The sequence below is a fragment of the Pseudomonas sp. 2hn genome, from assembly GCF_019646095.1.
GTDB classification, from domain to species: Bacteria; Pseudomonadota; Gammaproteobacteria; order Pseudomonadales; family Pseudomonadaceae; genus Aquipseudomonas; species Aquipseudomonas peradeniyensis.
On record NZ_CP081016.1, the window covers coordinates 2,394,671 to 2,410,968 of the forward strand.

General features: G+C 63.9%; 14 protein-coding genes and 1 pseudogene. 9 read left to right on the forward strand and 6 right to left on the reverse strand.

All coding sequences use genetic code 11. The annotated features are described in order from the left end of the window. Nucleotides 1-4: 4 nt before the first annotated feature. Entirely contained in the window at nucleotides 5-733 is a 729-nt protein-coding gene (locus K2O50_RS10905) for a hypothetical protein (protein ID WP_050706084.1), read from the forward strand. Further along, nucleotides 726-1,649 carry an ABC transporter substrate-binding protein gene (locus K2O50_RS10910; RefSeq protein ID WP_050706083.1) on the forward strand — a complete coding sequence of 308 codons (924 nt, stop codon included), beginning with the start codon at nucleotides 726-728 and terminating at the stop codon, nucleotides 1,647-1,649. The genes K2O50_RS10905 and K2O50_RS10910 overlap by 8 nt, the downstream gene beginning before the upstream one ends. 66 nt (nucleotides 1,650-1,715) lie before the next feature. On the opposite strand, the gene K2O50_RS10915 is transcribed toward K2O50_RS10910, so the two are convergent. Continuing rightward, entirely contained in the window at nucleotides 1,716-3,074 is a 1,359-nt protein-coding gene (locus K2O50_RS10915; RefSeq protein ID WP_220690010.1) for an 8-oxoguanine deaminase, read from the reverse strand. Nucleotides 3,075-3,621: 547 nt separating this feature from the next. Between K2O50_RS10915 and K2O50_RS10920 the strand changes: the two genes are divergently transcribed. Further along, nucleotides 3,622-6,459, forward strand: a complete 2,838-nt coding sequence (locus K2O50_RS10920) for an HD domain-containing phosphohydrolase (RefSeq protein WP_050706081.1) — start codon at nucleotides 3,622-3,624, stop codon at nucleotides 6,457-6,459. Nucleotides 6,460-6,471: 12 nt separating this feature from the next. On the opposite strand, the gene K2O50_RS10925 is transcribed toward K2O50_RS10920, so the two are convergent. Continuing rightward, nucleotides 6,472-7,830 carry a glutamine synthetase family protein gene (locus K2O50_RS10925; protein WP_050706190.1) on the reverse strand — a complete coding sequence of 453 codons (1,359 nt, stop codon included), beginning with the start codon at nucleotides 7,828-7,830 and terminating at the stop codon, nucleotides 6,472-6,474. A gap of 328 nt (nucleotides 7,831-8,158) precedes the next feature. After that, the gene (locus K2O50_RS10930) at nucleotides 8,159-9,385 is read right to left on the reverse strand and encodes an MFS transporter (RefSeq protein WP_050706189.1); all 1,227 of its coding nucleotides are present in this window, start codon (nucleotides 9,383-9,385) and stop codon (nucleotides 8,159-8,161) included. 348 nt (nucleotides 9,386-9,733) lie between these two features. Here K2O50_RS10930 and K2O50_RS10935 point away from each other — a divergent pair, with 348 nt between their 5' ends. Both K2O50_RS10935 and K2O50_RS10940 read left to right on the forward strand, forming a co-directional pair. Next, entirely contained in the window at nucleotides 9,734-10,135 is a 402-nt protein-coding gene (locus K2O50_RS10935; protein WP_082337765.1) for a GFA family protein, read from the forward strand. Between the two features lie 78 nt (nucleotides 10,136-10,213). After that, entirely contained in the window at nucleotides 10,214-11,104 is an 891-nt protein-coding gene (locus tag K2O50_RS10940) for a serine hydrolase (RefSeq protein ID WP_050706080.1), read from the forward strand. Between the two features lie 31 nt (nucleotides 11,105-11,135). Here the strand turns inward: K2O50_RS10940 and K2O50_RS10945 are convergent, their stop codons facing one another. Beyond that, nucleotides 11,136-12,173 (reverse strand): sensor domain-containing diguanylate cyclase, encoded by a 1,038-nt coding sequence (locus K2O50_RS10945; RefSeq protein ID WP_050706079.1) that lies wholly within the window; start codon nucleotides 12,171-12,173, stop codon nucleotides 11,136-11,138. A gap of 443 nt (nucleotides 12,174-12,616) precedes the next feature. On the opposite strand from K2O50_RS10945, the gene K2O50_RS10950 reads away from it, so the two are divergent. The 4 genes from K2O50_RS10950 (at nucleotide 12,617) to K2O50_RS10965 (ending at nucleotide 15,162) form a co-directional block, all read left to right on the forward strand. Beyond that, the gene (locus tag K2O50_RS10950; RefSeq protein ID WP_050706078.1) at nucleotides 12,617-13,438 is read left to right on the forward strand and encodes an AraC family transcriptional regulator; all 822 of its coding nucleotides are present in this window, start codon (nucleotides 12,617-12,619) and stop codon (nucleotides 13,436-13,438) included. Nucleotides 13,439-13,510: 72 nt separating this feature from the next. Further along, a complete protein-coding gene (locus tag K2O50_RS10955; protein ID WP_050706077.1) occupies nucleotides 13,511-13,897 on the forward strand; it encodes a cupin domain-containing protein in 387 nt (128 codons plus the stop codon). Nucleotides 13,898-14,139: 242 nt separating this feature from the next. Next, the gene (locus K2O50_RS10960; RefSeq protein WP_050706076.1) at nucleotides 14,140-14,715 is read left to right on the forward strand and encodes an NAD(P)H-dependent oxidoreductase; all 576 of its coding nucleotides are present in this window, start codon (nucleotides 14,140-14,142) and stop codon (nucleotides 14,713-14,715) included. Nucleotides 14,716-14,787: 72 nt separating this feature from the next. After that, nucleotides 14,788-15,162 (forward strand): MerR family transcriptional regulator, encoded by a 375-nt coding sequence (locus K2O50_RS10965; RefSeq protein ID WP_050706075.1) that lies wholly within the window; start codon nucleotides 14,788-14,790, stop codon nucleotides 15,160-15,162. Nucleotides 15,163-15,272: 110 nt separating this feature from the next. Here the strand turns inward: K2O50_RS10965 and K2O50_RS10970 are convergent. Both K2O50_RS10970 and K2O50_RS10975 read right to left on the reverse strand, forming a co-directional pair. Further along, nucleotides 15,273-15,359 (reverse strand): annotated as a pseudogene (locus K2O50_RS10970) (integrase); the annotation flags it as partial. A gap of 150 nt (nucleotides 15,360-15,509) precedes the next feature. Next, nucleotides 15,510-16,232, reverse strand: coding sequence for a CPBP family intramembrane glutamic endopeptidase (locus K2O50_RS10975; protein ID WP_050706074.1), 723 nt, complete (start codon nucleotides 16,230-16,232; stop codon nucleotides 15,510-15,512). Nucleotides 16,233-16,298: the final 66 nt, after the last annotated feature.

Sequence of the window (16,298 nt, forward strand, 5' to 3'; positions counted from 1 at the left end):
GAGCATGGACTATCAGCGCGTGTTGTTCGTGGGGCCGGGCTTGGCGGGTGGTTCAGTGGCCGAAGCGTTCGGCGCCGAAGTCCGTGACCTGCGTGGCCGAGAGGCGGACCGGGATATCGTCGATACGCTGGAGGGCTTCGACGGGTTGTGGGTGGTTATCCGCGAAGCGCTCGACCAGGGCGTTGAGCGCTTGCTGGTAGTGGACCTGGAACCCACCTCGGACAGCGCCTACCTAGACTGGCTGCGCGATGAACTGGGGCGCCTGGCGCAAGGCCGGGCCGGTATCTGGGTCACGGCCCAGGCCCTGGGTCGGCGCGGGCTGGATGCTCGGGCGGCTTGCGCCAGCATCGGCGAGCATGCCCGTCACCTGCCATGCGACCAGGTCAACGCGGTGGCCAGCGATCCGGACTGGTCGCGGGTGCCCGAGCATGCCCGCCAGGTGTTCCTGTGCACCGGCCCACGCTGCGTGCGGCGTGGCGCCTTGCCCTTGTGGAAACGCCTGCGCCGCCAGTTGCTGGAGCGTGACCTGATCGAGACGCCGGGCGGCGTGCTGCTGACACGCACCGGATGTCAGTTCCCCTGCAACCTGGGGCCGGTGCTGACGGTACACCCTGACGGCTGCTGGTATCGGGTACGTGATGATCGGGAGGTGGAGGAATTGGTGGAAACGCATCTAGAGGGCGGAAGGATCGCCGAAAGATTGCTGATCAAGGGAGTGACATGCGATGCGTAAAGCCTGGCTGCTGTCGCTGGCCCTGTGCTGTGGTACACCGGTCCTGGCCGAGAGCTTTCGCAACTGCGGGCAGGACTGGCAACGGCCTGCGGCGACGCCTGCGCGTATCGTGGCGCTCAACCAGCACGCGGCCGACCTGCTGCTCGCCCTTGGCGCCGGGCCATCGATGGTCGGGGTGGCCTACCTGGACGACAACGGCGTCGCCTACAAGCAGGGCCGCTACCAGGGCGTGCCGGTGATCGCCCGGGAGTATCCGGCCAGCGAGGTGTTGTACGCGCAAAGGCCGGACCTGGTGGTCGGCGGATTCGCCTCGGCCTTCGGCGATGGGGTCAGCTCGCGAACCCGGCTGGCCGGCAACGGGATCGCCACCTACCTGCTCGAGTCGGCCTGTGCCGGTCATTCGCTGGATTACTACGCCCATGTCCGGCGTGACCTGACCCTCCTCGGCGAGCTGCTGGGCAGGCAGGCGAGGGCGCAGGCATTGATCGAGGCGATGGAGGCGGACCTGGCGCGGGCCAGTGCGATCGCACCCACTGGCAAGCCGCTGTCGGTGTTCTACCTCGACAGCGAGGTCCGGGGGCTGGACAGCGAAGGCGGGCGGGGTTTCGTCACGCCGTTGCTGGCCGCCGCCGGAGCGCGCAATGTGCTCGCCGGGCTCGACCAGTACCGTGTGACGGTCAACCGCGAGGCGCTGTTGAGCAGCGACCCCGATGTAATCCTGCTGGCCGACGCCCTGTGGTCGCCGGCCAGCCGCAAGCGTCAGCTGCTGACCCGCGACCCGGTGCTTTCGAGCCTGCGGGCGGTGCGCGAGAACCGCATGCTCGATATCCCGTTCACCCAGCTTGTACCCACGCCGGCCAGCGGGCGGGTGGCCCTGGAGCTGGCGCAGCGGCTCAGGGAAATGGCTGTTCCATAGCTGGCCCGCCCTGATCGTGAAGCTCGGCGTGGGAGCGGGCTTGCCCCGCGATCGGGCGGATCGCTGCTACTCGCCGATGACCAACTGCCGCGCCAACTGGTTGTGACGTTCCAGCACTCGCGGCAGGTCGACGGTGGTGATGCGCCCACCCTGAACCACCACGCGCCCGTTGATCACGCTGGTGTCGACATGGGTCGGGGTGCAGAACACCAGTGCCGCCAGCGGGTCGTGCAGGGCACCGGCATAGGCCACATGGCCGAGGTCGAAGGCGACGAAGTCGGCGACCATGCCCGGGACGAGGGCGCCGATATCGTTGCGGTTGAGCACCTTGGCGCCGCCCAGGGTGGCGATCTCCAGCGCCTCGCGGGCGGTCATCGCATCCGGCCCGAAACCGACCCGTTGCAGCAGCAGCGCCTGGCGCACTTCGCCGATCATGCTGGCGCCGTCGTTGGATGCCGAGCCATCGACCCCCAGGCCCACCGGCACGCCGTGGTCGCGCATCTTGCGGATCGGCGCGATGCCTGAGGCCAGGCGCATGTTCGAGCACGGGCAGTGGGCGACCCCGGTACCGGTGCGGGCGAACAGCTCGATGCCGTGCTGGTCGAGCTGCACGCAGTGGGCGTGCCACACGTCGTGGCCGACCCAGCCCAGGTCCTCGGCGTATTCGGCCGGGGTCATGCCGAACTTCTCGCGGCTGTAAGCGATGTCGTTGACGTTCTCGGCCAGGTGGGTATGCAGCGACACGCCATACTGGCGGGCCAGCACCGCAGCCTCGCGCATCAGGTCGCGACTGACCGAGAACGGCGAGCAGGGCGCCACCACCACGCGCAGCATCGAGCCGTGGCTGGCATCGTGGTAGTCCTCGATCAGGCGCTGCGACTCCTTGAGGATGTCGCTTTCCTTCTCCACCACCGAATCCGGCGGCAGGCCGCCCTGGCTGCGCCCGACGCTCATGCTGCCGCGCGCGGCGTGGAAGCGCATGCCGATCTCCTCGGCAGCGTGGATGCTGTCGTCGAGCTTGCAGCCGTTGGGGTAGATGTACAGGTGGTCGCTGGAGGTGGTGCAGCCCGAGAGGATCAGCTCGGCCATGGCCGTCTGGGTCGACACCGAGATCATCTCCGGGGTCAGCCGCGCCCAGATCGGGTAGAGGTTGGTCAGCCAGTTGAACAGCTCGCCGTCCTGAGCCGCCGGCACCACGCGGGTGAGGCTCTGGTACATGTGGTGGTGGGTGTTGACCAGGCCCGGGATGACCACCTTGCCGGTCATGTCGAGGATCACGTCGGCGTGCTGCGGCAGGGTGTCGCTGGGGCCGACCTGCCTGATCACATTGTCTTCGATGTAGAGGCCGCCGCGTTTGATCTCGCGGCGCTCGCCGTCCATGGTCACCAGCAGTTCGGCGTTCTTGACCAGTAGTGTCTTGGGCATGGGTGTCCCTCCCGCTTGGGGTGTGTTTTCTGATTGTAGGGAAGCCTCAGGCGCCGTGGCTAAGCCCGGCGTCGAAGGCTGGAGCAGAACCGCTCGCACGCAGGGTCGGCCCTGGCGAGGGCGTATAGGGCGTGTGGATCGATGGCAGCAGGGCGAATGCGGCGTTCAGGGCGCACGGCATTCGAGAAGGGGGCCCGGGGAGGTTGGGCGATAGCGGATGTCGCATGGCTTGAGCCTGTCGCAATACGCAACGGCGATGACCGTTGTCGTAGGCGCGAGGCAGTGTAAACAGAATTTCTTTTTTTTGTATACGAGTTTTTCGCCGCAATTCTGACGACTACGGGACGGGCCACTCCCACAATGATTCAAGGCGCGATTGATGTCGTTGCGCCAGTATGCGACTGTCTCGCTACCAGCCATTGTCACAGGCCGGCAGGTTCGCACGGGCTGATTACACTGTGGAAATCGCCACACGGGGAGTACCTGGGATGGGCTGCGCGTTGATGGAGCATGCGGCAAGGCTGGCGTCTGCACGAGGCAGGCGTTCATGAACAACCGTGGCCGGAGTATCTCCCTGCAATGGCTGGTGGCGCTGGCGATCATGCTGGGCATGCTGGCGCTGGGCGCGGCCCTGGCCTGGCAGGGCTACCTGGGGGTGCGCCAGACCCTGGTGGCGGCCGCAGGCGACGCTGCCCAGCAGGTCGGTCGGACCATCGACGAGCGCGCCCGACGCCTGGTCGATCCGGTGCAGAGCAGCATCCGCCTGCTGGCCTTCGATGCCTCTGCGGGGGCCATGGCGCAGCACCTGGAGCGGCTACCGCAACTGGTCGAGAGCCTGCGCGCCAACCGCATGCTCAGCGCCGCCTACCTCGGCTACCCCAATGGCGAGTTCCTGCTGGTCCGCCGCCTGCGTGATCCGCAGTTGCTGCAGCGTTTCGCGGCACCGGCAGGCACGATGTTCCTGGTGCAGACCGTCAGCCTGGGCGAAGACGGCGCGTTGCATGGCGAATGGCGTTTCTACGACCAGTGGATGACCCTGCTGCTGCACCAGCCCAAGCCGGACTACCGCTACGATCCGCGTCAGCGCCCCTGGTTCGTCGAAGCCTCTGCGCAGTCCACCACCGTGCTTACCCACCCTTATGTGTTCTTTACCACCCGCGAGATCGGCCTGACCATGGCCCAGCGCAGCGTCGATGGCGCGGCGGTGATCGGCATGGACGTTTCGGTCACCGACCTGGCCAGCGAGAGCCGCGACCTGCGCATGACGGCCGGCACCGAGATCGCCGTGGTCGATGACCAGGGCAGCGTGGTGGCCTATCCGGACCTGCAGCGGGTCATCGTCCGCGAAGGCGAGGGCGTGCGCCTGTCGCGCATCGATGAACTGGGCATTGCCAGCCTCGCACGGATCCATGCTGATACCCTCCAGGGTACCCGGCCACAGCCGTATCAGGTCGAAGGGCAGACCTGGTATGGCATGCGCGTGCCGCTGACCACCGTGGCCGGGCAGGACCTGCAGGTGCTGATTGCCGTGCCGGCCCACGAGCTGCTGGCCGGCGCGCGCCAGGTGTTGTTCGAGCAACTGCTCTGGGCTGGCGCGCTGGCAGCGGTGTTGCTGTTGCTCGGCGGCTTGCTTGGCCGGCGCATCGGCCGCCCGCTGCGCCGGCTCACGGAGCAGGTGCAGGGCCTGGCCGGCTTTGATTTCAGCCGCGAGGTGGGTGTGCTCTCGCGGGTGTCGGAGGTGCGTGAACTGAGCCGGGTGCTCAGCCGCATGTCCGGCACCATCCGCAACTTCCAGGCGATCACCCTCACGCTCAGCCGCGAGACCCAGCTCGAACGCATGCTCGACGGCGTGCTCAACCACCTGGTGGCGGCTGCCAGCGCCAGTGCCGGCGCGGTGTACCTGTACGATGCCGACAATACACGCCTGCGCCTGGCTGCGGCCTGCCGGGCCCAGGACTATCCGGCTGAGCTGGTGGTACATGAGCACGACCATCAGGACCTCGCCAATGCCGTGACCCAGGCCTTGTCGTTGCAGGGACGCAGCCTGGCGGTGGTGCTCAACGACCGCGGCCAGTCGCTCCTCGGCATCCTGGTGCTGCAACTGGAGGACGAACACGCCGGGCAGGCGTTCCGGCGCTTCGTCGAGGAACTGTCCGGCGCCGCCGCCGTGGCCATCGAGACCCGCCAGCTGGTCGAGGCCCAGCAGCGCCTGCTGGACGCCATGATCAAGCTGCTGGCCGACGCCATCGACGCCAAGAGCCCCTATACCGGCGGTCATTGCGAGCGTGTGCCGCAGCTGGCGCAGATGCTCCTGGACCAGGCCGTGCAGGCCGACAGCGGCCCCTATGCCGGCTTCAGCATGAACGAGGCCGAGCGCTACGAGTTTCGCGTGGCTGCCTGGCTGCACGATTGCGGCAAGATCACCAGCCCTGAGTACGTGGTGGACAAGGCGACCAAGCTCGAGACCCTGTACAACCGTGTGCATGAGGTGCGGATGCGCTTCGAGGTGCTCTGGCGCGACGCCGAGATCGCCTACTGGCAAGGCGTGGCCAACGGCGATGACGAGTTGCTGCTGCGCCAGGCGCTGGAGCAGTGCCGGGCCGAGTTGCAGGACGAATTCGCCTTCGTCGCCCACGCCAATATCGGCGGCGAGTTCATGCAGGAGGCCGACATCGAGCGCCTGCGCCTTATCGGCCAGCGCCGCTGGCTGCGGCACTTCGACAACCGCCTGGGCATCTCCCGCGACGAGGCCGCGCGCTTCGCCGACACGCCAGCCGCGCCTTTGCCGGTGGAGGAGCCGCTGCTTGCCGACCGCGACGAGCACCAGGTGCCCTGGGGGCCGCGCAAGCCACCGGTGGCCAAGGACGACCCGCGCAACCACTGGGGTTTCGACATGCGCCTGCCGGCCCATGCCAGCAACCACGGCGAGCTGTACAACCTGTCGATCCGCCGTGGCACCCTCAACGACGAGGAGCGCTTCAAGATCAACGAGCACATCGTGCAGACCATCATCATGCTCAGCGCGCTGCCGTTCCCGCGCCAGCTGCGGCGCGTGCCGGCGATTGCCGGCAACCACCACGAGAAGATGGACGGCAGCGGCTATCCGCGCAGGCTCGGCAAGGATGCGCTGGGCATCCCCGAGCGGGTGATGGCGATCGCCGACATCTTCGAGGCATTGACTGCGGCGGACCGACCGTACAAGGCACCGAAGACCCTGTCCGAGTCGGTGAAGATCCTGGTGTCGATGGCTCGGGACAACCATGTCGACGGGCAGTTGCTGAGATTGTTCCTAAGCACCGGCGTGTATCGGCAGTACGCCGAGCAGTTCCTGCGCCCCGAGCAGATCGATGAGGTGGATGTGGAATATTGGCTGGCGCAGCTGTAGGTACTCAAAGCCTCAGACCCTCAGCAGCAGGTGCTCACGCTCCCAGGCGCTGATCACCTGCCGGTAGTTGTGCAGCTCGGTGCGCTTGACCGCCACATACCCACGGACGAAGCGGTCGCCCAGGTACTCCCCAAGCAGTTCGCAACCTTCGAGCCGCGCCAGCGCATCGTCCAGCGTGGCCGGCAGGCGCAAGCCGCCATGATCGTAGGCGCGACCCTGCACGGGCGCGCTGGGCGCCGCCTGTTCGAGCAGGCCGAGATAGCCGCACAGCAGGCTGGCGGCCATGGCCAGGTAGGGATTGGCATCGGCGCCGGGCAGGCGGTTCTCCACGCGCAGGGCGGCCGCTGTCGCGGTGGGCACGCGCAGGCCCACGGTACGGTTTTCTTCGCCCCATTCGACATTGACCGGGGCACAGGCGTCGGGCAGGAAGCGGCGGTAGGAATTCACGTTCGGGGCGAGCAGCGCCAGTGCCTGGGGCAGGTACTTCTGCAGGCCGCCGATGTAGTGCAGCAGCCGATCGCTCGGTGTGCCGTGAGCGCTGGCGAACAGGTTGGCGCCGGTGGCCCTGTCCAGCACGCTCTGGTGGATGTGCATCGAGCTGCCAGGTTCATGGGCGATCGGCTTGGCCATGAAGGTCGCGCTGATGCCGTGCTGCAGCGCCGCTTCACGCAGGGTGCGCTTGAATACGATCAGCTGGTCGGCCAGGCGCAGCGGGTCGCCGTGGTGGAAGTTGACCTCCATTTGCGCCGGGCCGCTTTCGTGGACCAGCGTGTCCAGGTCCAGGCCCTGGACGGCGCACCAGTGGTAGACGTCCTCGAACAGCCGGGCGAATTCGTGGGTGGCTTCGATGGAGAAACTCTGCCGACCCGTCTCTGCCCGGCCCGAGCGGCCCTCGGGGGCTTCCAACGGCAGGTCCGGGTCATGGCTGCGCTTGGTCAGGTAGAACTCCAGCTCCGGCGCCACCACCGGCTGCCAGCCACTGTCGCTGTACAGGGCCAGCACGCGCTTGAGCACGTTGCGCGGCGACAGCTCGATGGGCTGGCCGTGCCGGTCGAAGCTGTCGTGGATGACCATGGCGGTCGGTTCCGCCAGCCACGGCAGGCGGTAGACGGCATGGGCGGCGGGGCGGCAGTGCATGTCGATGCCGGCCTCGTCCAGCAGCGCGTAGAAGACCTCGTCGTCGACGAAGTCGCCGGTCACCGTCTGCAGCAGCACGCTCTCCGGCAGGCGCATGCTGCCTTCGTCGAGGAAGCGGTCGAGGGAGGCGACCTTGCCGCGGACGATGCCGGAAAAATCGCTCACCACGCATTCGACCTCGCAGATGCCCTGTTGCCTGAGCTGCTGTGCCAGTGGTTCGGCAGGGTTGTTCATACCCACCTCGGAAGGGGGCATGCGTTCATCCTGAATGCCAGCCCGCCCAGGCAGGGGATTCGCGCATAGCGTCATGTTGCACTCTCGATACGCCAAAGACCTGCAAAGGGTATTGAGTTGCGTATCAAGTTGCTGTCGGTTTGCGGCCCGTCGGCGTAAAGAGTTGATAAAGCGTGGCGGGTAAAATCGGCCCGCCACCGCTCTATGAAACAACAGGCGCCTCTCAGGTTAGGCAACGTCAGCGTGGGGGCGGGCTTGACCCGCGATCACCGGCGTAGCCGGTGCCATACCCGGCATCGCGCGGCAAGCCCGCTCCAACAGCGATCGCTCAGGACGGTTGGGCCGCCAGGCGATTGCTGACGCTGCGCCCCAGCACCAGCACCGTGACAAAGCCGCAGCCCACCAGCGCCGTGGCCAGGCTGAACAGCACCGCACTGCCCATCTGGTCGACGATCCGCCCACCGAAGAACGAGCCCAGGGCGATGATCACCTGGAACATGGCGACGAACAGCGGCATGCCGCGCTCCACATCCTTGGGCGCCACGACGAACATCCAGATGCTGGCGCAGGCCGGGAAGGCGCCGAAGGCGAAGCCCCAGAGTGCGATCAGCATCGCCGCGCCGGTGAGGCTGGTGGCGAAGTAGGGGAACAGCGCGGTGCCGATGCCGATCATCAAGGCGACCAGCATCAGGGTGTAGCGCACGCTCTGATTGGCGGCGAAACCGGCGAAGACATTGCCCAGTACCCCGGCCACGCCGTAGAGCAGCAACAGCGAGCCGATCATCGGCCCGTCGAAGCCGGCGTTGTGCTTGAAGAACGGCGCGACGTAGGTGTACGCGGCAAAGTGCGCCAGGCCGATCAGCAACACCGCGATCAGGCCGACCCGCGCCTGCGGGTTGACGAACAGCGCCGGCAGGTCGCTGATGCGGATGGCTTTCTCCGGGTTGAGCCGCGGCAGCAGCAGGACCTGCGCCAGCAGCACCGGCACGCCCACCAGCGCGGTGACCAGGAAGGTCATGCGCCAGCCCATGAGCCCGCTGAGCCAGGTACCCACGGGCACGCCGAGCACGGTGGCCAGGGTCACGCCGACCATGATGATCGAGGTGGCCTGGGCCACGCCCACGCCCTTGGGCGCCAGGCGGCCGCTCAGGGCGATCGCGGTCGCCCAGAAGCCACCGATGCTGATGCCCAGCAGTACCCGGCCGAACAGCAGCAGGCCGAAGTCGGTGGCGTAGGCCACAACGGCGTTGGCGACGATCATGATCAGCGTCAGGGCGATCAGCAGGTAGCGTCGGTCGAGGGCGCCGATGCCCACCGACAGCAAGGGCGCGGCCAGGGCCGCCATGATGCCGGGCAGGGTCACCATCAGGCCGGCCTGGCCTGCGCTGATGCCGAGGTCGGCGGCGACATCGTTGAGCACGCCCACCGGCAGGAATTCGCTGGTCACCAGGGCGAAGGCGCCCACGGCGACCGAGAGAATCGCCAGCCACTGCTGACGGACGCTCTGTTGGCTGTGTTCGGGTGGGCTGTGGGGGGACGGGTTGGGGCTTGGCATGGTGCGGGCTTCCATAGGGGACTGTCGCCTGGGACAGGCGCTGCAGCGAGGGGAAAACGGGGAGGCGATTATAGGGGGTGGATTTTGCAGCTCGACAGGCGGGCGGCTTGATAGTAATCATCAGTGGGATCGATGGGTGGCTTGGGGTAGAGCGTTGCGGCCATCCCTTTTGCGATTTTGGGCTTCAAGATTGCCGGGGTCGCTTTGCGACCCTTTCGCGGCACAAGGCCGCTCCTACAGGGATCGCGTACCCCATGTAGGAGCGGCCTCGTGCCGCGAAAGGCTGCAAAGCAGCCCCAGTACGCTGACTGACAGGCATCACATTTTTTCACCTGCACAGAAGGGCATATGACAGAGGCATACCAAGGAAGCTGCCTGTGCGCAGCGGTCAGCTATGAGCTGCTAACGCCACCCAAGGCCGTGAGTCATTGTCACTGCAGCCAATGCCGCAAAGGTCACGGGGCTGCATTCGGCTCATATGGCAGCGTGCCGCGCAGCGCACTTCGCGTACTTCGCGGGGCCGACAGCATCAAGGCCTACGCCTCTTCGCAGACAGTGTTACGCGAGTTCTGCGGGGCGTGTGGCTCGACGTTGTTCTGGTCACGATCCAAAGGTGAGTTCGCCGACTGGATCTCGATCGCGCTGGGTACACTTGATACACCGTTCCAGCCACGCAAGCAAAAGCACGTTTACATCGATTCTGCGGTGCCCTGGTATACGCATTCCAGTAATTGTACCGAGGCCGACTGACGGCTTGCATCGCCGGAATGGGGTATGTTGTTGCCTCTGCGCTTGCTTACTGGCCTGTCATGACTGCTTGAGTATTCAATGCTGATTTCCACGCTTTCCAACGGTCGACTCATTACGCCATCGCTCCAGGCCGAACCCTGTGTGCCATGGTGGAGTTTCACCAAGACGGTGTTGGCCGCGACCGCCCTGACTCTGGTACGTGACCGACGACTCGCCCTGGATGCTTCGCTTCCTGAAGCCACGTACACCTTGCGTCAGCTACTGCGTCACGAAGCGGGCCTCGCGGATTATAGCGAGCTTCCCGAATACCACACGGCGGTTGCCAATCATGAACCCGCGTGGTCCGTGGACGAGATGATGCAGCGCCTGGATGGCGCTCGGCTTCGCTATGACCCTGGAGCGGGGTGGTGCTATTCGAATGTGGGCTACATGCTGGTCGCCAGGCTCATCGAACGTGCCACAGGCCTGCCGCTTGAAGAGGCGATCAGCCAGCAAGTCCTGGCTCCACTCGGTATCTCGGCGGTTCGCTTGGCAACCCAACGCGCAGATCTGAACGGGGATTACCTCGGACATTCGTTGAACTACGACCCTGGCTGGGTCTATCACGGATTGCTGATCGGCCCTGTTTCGCAGGCTGCCCTTTTCCTGGAGCGTCTGCTCGCCGGGACACTGCTTCCGGCCGACCTGCTCCAGGAAATGCAGGCAACAAAGGTGTTGGGTGGGCCAATGACTGGCCGACCGTGGGTTGCGCCTGGGTATGCCCTGGGCCTGATGCGCGGGACGATCGAGGGCGGCTTGACGCTGGCCGGGCATACCGGGTGTGGCCCCGGCAGTGTGGTGGCGGTCTATCGATGCGCGGTTGGTGAGGCCGTCGCGTGTTGCGCGGTATTTTCGACGGCCTCAGATGAGGGACGTATTGAGGCGCTGGTCGCTCAGGAGGTACGCAAGGCGCTTGAGGCTGTGCGTTGAGGCTGCCTGGTACTTGTTCCGCCTTGGATTCTCACAAGATCGGCGGTGCATAGACAACTTGGTCGCGCCCTCCCTGTTTGGCTGCATAAAGTGCGCTGTCGGCGCGCCGTAGTGCATCATCGATCTGCTCGCTATCGGCGACCAAAGTACATCCCACACTGAGACTCACCCTCAGCGGACCGCTGGAGAGTTGCATCGGTCTGCTGCCAACGATCAGGCGCACGCGCTCCGCGATCCGCACCAGCTCGTCACGGTCCTGTACCCGCAGCAATGCGACGAACTCCTCACCGCCCTGGCGTACCAGCAAATCCTCCGGGCGAAGGGCAGCTCGCAGACGACGCGCACACTCGCAAAGCACCTGGTCACCGTCAGCATGACCGTACTTGTCGTTTACAGACTTGAAGTGGTCAAGGTCCGCATACAGAGTACCCAACTGCAGATCTTTCTCTTTTGCCAAACGGCGTTCACGATCCTGGAAGGCGGCCAACGCGCCGCGGTTCCATAGCTGTGTTAGCGGATCAAGCAAAGCCTTGCGTTGCTCACGGTCCATTTCAAGGCGTAAGTCGTGGTTGGCCTGTATCATGCTGCGCAGTTGCAGATAACCCTCCGCGAGCGTGGCCAAGTCTCTGAAGTTGGCCTGCTGCGCCTCACTTAGCAGGCGTGGGCGAGGGTCGAACATGCATAGCGTTCCGATCGCTTTGCCGTTTCCGGCACGCAAGGGGTGACCGGCGTAGAAGCGGATGTAGGGTGCGCCAAGTACCAGCGGATTGTCGGCGAATCGAGAATCGCACTCGGCGTCGGCCACCAGCAGGGTGTCCTCACCCAGAATGGCGTAGCCGCAGAAGGACACATTGCGCGGAGTCTCGTTTACGTCTAGCCCGATCCTGGCCTTGAACCATTGCCGATCGTGATCAATCAGGCTGATCAGCACAGTATCCACGTGCGCCACTTCCTGAGTGAGCCGCACCAGCGTATCGAGGTAATGCTCAGCCGGTGTATCCAGCACATTCATTTCATCGAGGGTGCGCTGGCGCAACGTTTCGTCAGTCGGTATGGGACAAGCCGGCATGTCGTTTCTCCAGTCCATGGGGTAGCGTCTCCCAAAAGGTAAGGTTTGACGCCTAGACTGAATCTACTCTAGACAGTTGAACGGATAAGGTCGAAACCATCAGTCGCCAAGGTTTCTCATGGGGATTTAGGCTTCCTCATGGCTGGCAGAACGCTATCGACCCATTGCAGACCTCGTACGCCATTGCGCGCTGCTAGGCCCGCAGCTATCGGCCAGAAGAGCTCGATTGTTGTCATAGATGGACGAGTCTATTACGGCGGTTCACCTCTGGCCGTTTGCTGCTCTCTGCGTAGGACCGCTATGGGTCGTTAGTGGTCAGTCGCCGAACGGCCACTATCGACCCACAGCGGACATTCAGCGGAAATGGATTGGGGTGTCCGCGCAAATCTGAAATAGGATGAGCCATCCTCATCCAACATTGCACACTAGCAGCAAGCTTATCTATGGCACGAAAAGCAAACCCGTCCTGCGCTGATTGGGTCATACGCAGTGCCACGCCTGGCAGCGTGGAGCGCATCGAGGCGTGGTTTGGCGGCCATGGCTACGACCCCCATCGGCACGATACCTACTCGATAGGCCGTACCCTTGCTGGCGTACAGAGCTTTCACTACAGAGGGGCGCTGTGCCACGGCGTGCCGGGCAACACCCTGGTGCTGCACCCGGACGAAGTCCATGACGGCATGGCCGGAACGGATATCGGCTTTCGCTACCGGATGGCCTACATCGATCCTTCGCTGATCCAGAGCGTGCTCGGCGGCGAACCGCTGCCATTCATTGCCGGCGGGCTGTCCAGCGACCCTCGCCTCTATCGCGCCAGCGAGGCCTTCGTACAGGCACTGGATCATCCGTTGGAAACACTGGAGGAGCAGGACGCCGTCTATGACCTGGCCATGGCGCTGCGTACAGTCGGCGGCAAGCCCCGCGGCCGCAAGCGCCTGGACTACCGCTCGGCCGAGCGCGCCAGGGCGTTCATCATGGAGCACCTTGACCACGGCATCACACTGGAAATGCTCGAACAGGCCAGCGGCCGTGAGCAGTGGAGCTTGTCACGGGACTTTCGAGCCCTTTACGGCACCAGCCCATACCGTTTTGTCACGCTGCGGCGCCTGGACTGTTTTCGCAGGCTGATCCTGGATGGCTTCACCTTGGTCGATGCAGCCCTCGCTGCAGGCTTTCATGACCAGAGCCACATGACCCGGCACTTTACCCGCGCCTACGGCGTGCCGCCTCTGCGCTGGCTGGAACGCTTGCGGCCTGCCCGCTGACTTGCAGGATCGTACAAGAGACGCGTGCATTCTCTTCGATAGCCTGATCACTCTAACTACAGAGGATCTGCCATGACCGACTTACACCCGCAACGCGCATCGCAACCTGTGAACCTGGCTCAGAAGGCTGCATTGATCGAGCAGCAGTGGAGCCCAAGGGTAGTCGCGCAAATGAACGACTACCAATTCAAGGTCGTGCGCATCGAAGGGGAATTCATCTGGCACTCGCACCCGGAGACGGATGAAGCGTTCCTGGTGCTAGAAGGCACCTTGCGTATCGATCTGCCAGAGGGCAGCGTGTATGTGCAGCCGGGTGAGCTGTATGTCGTGCCGCGTGGTGTAGAGCACAGAACAGCGGCCCAGGCGGAAACGAAACTGATGATGATCGAGCCGCGAGGCGTTCTGAATACCGGTCATGAAGGAGGGGAGCGAACTGCGGTGAATGACGTCTGGATCTGAGTTGACGTTGCAGGCGATGAGGCCGGTACCCACAAGGGCCTTGGATCGATGTGCGCTTTGAGTCGGAAGCGGGAGCTCACGAGCGGTCGTTTTCGACCCATAGCTGCCGTTCACCAAGGGCAGGATTTCTAGCTTTGGCCGCTGGATGTCGCGCACTGCAACGGCCCCAGAGCAGCCTGAGCAGTTGACTCTCCCGTTATGGTCAGGCTTTACCCTGCACGCTTCATGTTCAGGATGAAGTGATGATGAGCAAACGAGTACTAGTGGTGCTGGGGCACCCGTCAAGCGAGAGTTTCTGCGCAGCGCTGACCGAGAGCTATGTCGAGGCAGCCAGAAGTGCCGGCCATGATGTAAGGATATTACGGCTTGATGCTTTGAGCTTTGACCCGGTACTACGCAGCGGCTACCGGCAAGCGCAGCCACTGGAGCCCGATCTGCTCAGGGCCCAGGCCGACATCACCTGGGCCGAGCACCTGGCCTTTATCTACCCCATTTGGTGGGGCGGTATCCCTGCATTGATGAAGGGCTTTTTCGACCGCGTGTTCCTGCCCGGTTTCGCGTTTCAGTATAGGGCAGGCAAAGCTTTCCCCGAGCAACTGCTCAAGGGTCGAACAGCGCATCTGCTGGTGACGATGGATACACCGCCGTGGTACTACCGCTGGGTGTATCGCATGCCTGGCCTTCACCAAGTGCGCAAGACCACGTTGCAGTTCTGCGGTATCAGAACGCTGCGCACCCTGATGTTCGGGCCGCTGCTCGGCTCCAGCGCGCGGCGGCGTGGAGCCTGGCTCGAACTGGCACGAGGCATCGCCAGCTGACCTGCGGCTATGTGGTTCCCGAACCGCTGGCGCCATGCAATGATGCCCCGCACCCTTTTGAAAAGGACATTCATGTATATCGGCAAAGCCGCCCAACTGTCGGGCACCACGGTCAAGACCATCCGCCACTATGAAGCGATTGGCCTGCTGCCGCCGCCCGAGCGCCAGGGGCAGTACCGCGTTTACAATCAGCAGAGTGTCGAGTTGCTGACGTTCATCAAATGCGCGCAGCAGTTGGGTTTCAAACTGAAAGAACTGCAGGCCATTCTGCTGAGGCATCAGGGTGCTGATTTGCCGTGGGAGTTGGCGGGCAAGGCCATTGCCGACAAGAAACGCGAAGTGCTGGGGCAAATCACTGGGCTGCAACAGATATACGCAGGGCTCGAAGCGTTTGAAGCAAGCCTTGCAGGTGCCAAGTATCAGTGCGGGCTTAAGCGTCTGCCATAAGCAACGAAGCCAGCTGCTGGCTTCGATTTAAATGCGAGCGCCGCAGGAGCGGGTTTGGCCCGCCAATAGGGGCGTAAAAACATCATCCAGGCTTTGACGATTCGGGCCTACTGCCGGGTGGAGAGATGCTCTGAGGCGTGTAGCCGGCATGGAAAAAGACAATCCTCGCTGTGGCGATGGGCTTGATGTATCCGGGCCTGTAGGGTCAGCCGCTCGTTGGCACTGATGAGATTCGTGATTCCCGGGTAAACACCGCTGGACTGAGCGCCTGGTAAAACCGCAGCGGATGGGGTGGCGGTGGTTGAAAACGGCCTATTGTGGAGGCGCCGCCCTTGAGTGGCTGGCATTCAGCCCATCGGGGCACCGAGTAATGCTATCGCCGTCCCATGGGTGACCACGGCCGGAACCGTTCCCCACCACAATCGAACCTGCGCGCACACCAGACCCTCTACCAGGGTGAACAGCATGATGGGCCATCCCACTTGGGTGAGGATAAACGCCAGACAGGCGTGACACGCGCTGAACGCAATCGCACTGCCCAGTGCGGCTCGCTGTGCTGATGTCACACGCTCTAGCAGACCTTGCAGCATGCCTCGAAACAGTACCTCCTCAAGCGCGTTCCCAGCAAAAGCAAAAACGACAAAGCCCAGCATCCAGGGGAGAGGGGGCGATTCGATACCTTGATAAATTCTTATCGGTATACCAATGGCACAACCTGCTGCCATTCCTATGGCAAGACCGCAAGCGCGGTTGCCTTTGAACCCTGTTACCAGTCGCCAGAGCGCTGGAGCCAGCCTCGCGAGGCAAGTAATCAGCAGTATTGAAGCCAAGCCAAGCAACGCGAGAATCCACACACTGGCATGGAATTGGAGTGCTGGTTTACCGCCTACCATCCACAATCCGCAGGGTGTCATCAGGTCCCGTGTGAACATGAATGCAGTCAAGAGAATTGCCACACGCAAACCCATCATTGAGCACGGCGTGATCCAGAACCAGGCGGCGAACAAGCAAAGGACAGGAGAGAGAATCAGTACGTAGTCCAGCAGCGGCGTGAGGGCGTTGAGAACCATCATTTCATCCGTGAGAGTGGCAGGGAACAGGATACGGGACCTGCGCCCAAACTGCTTCGAGTGTGT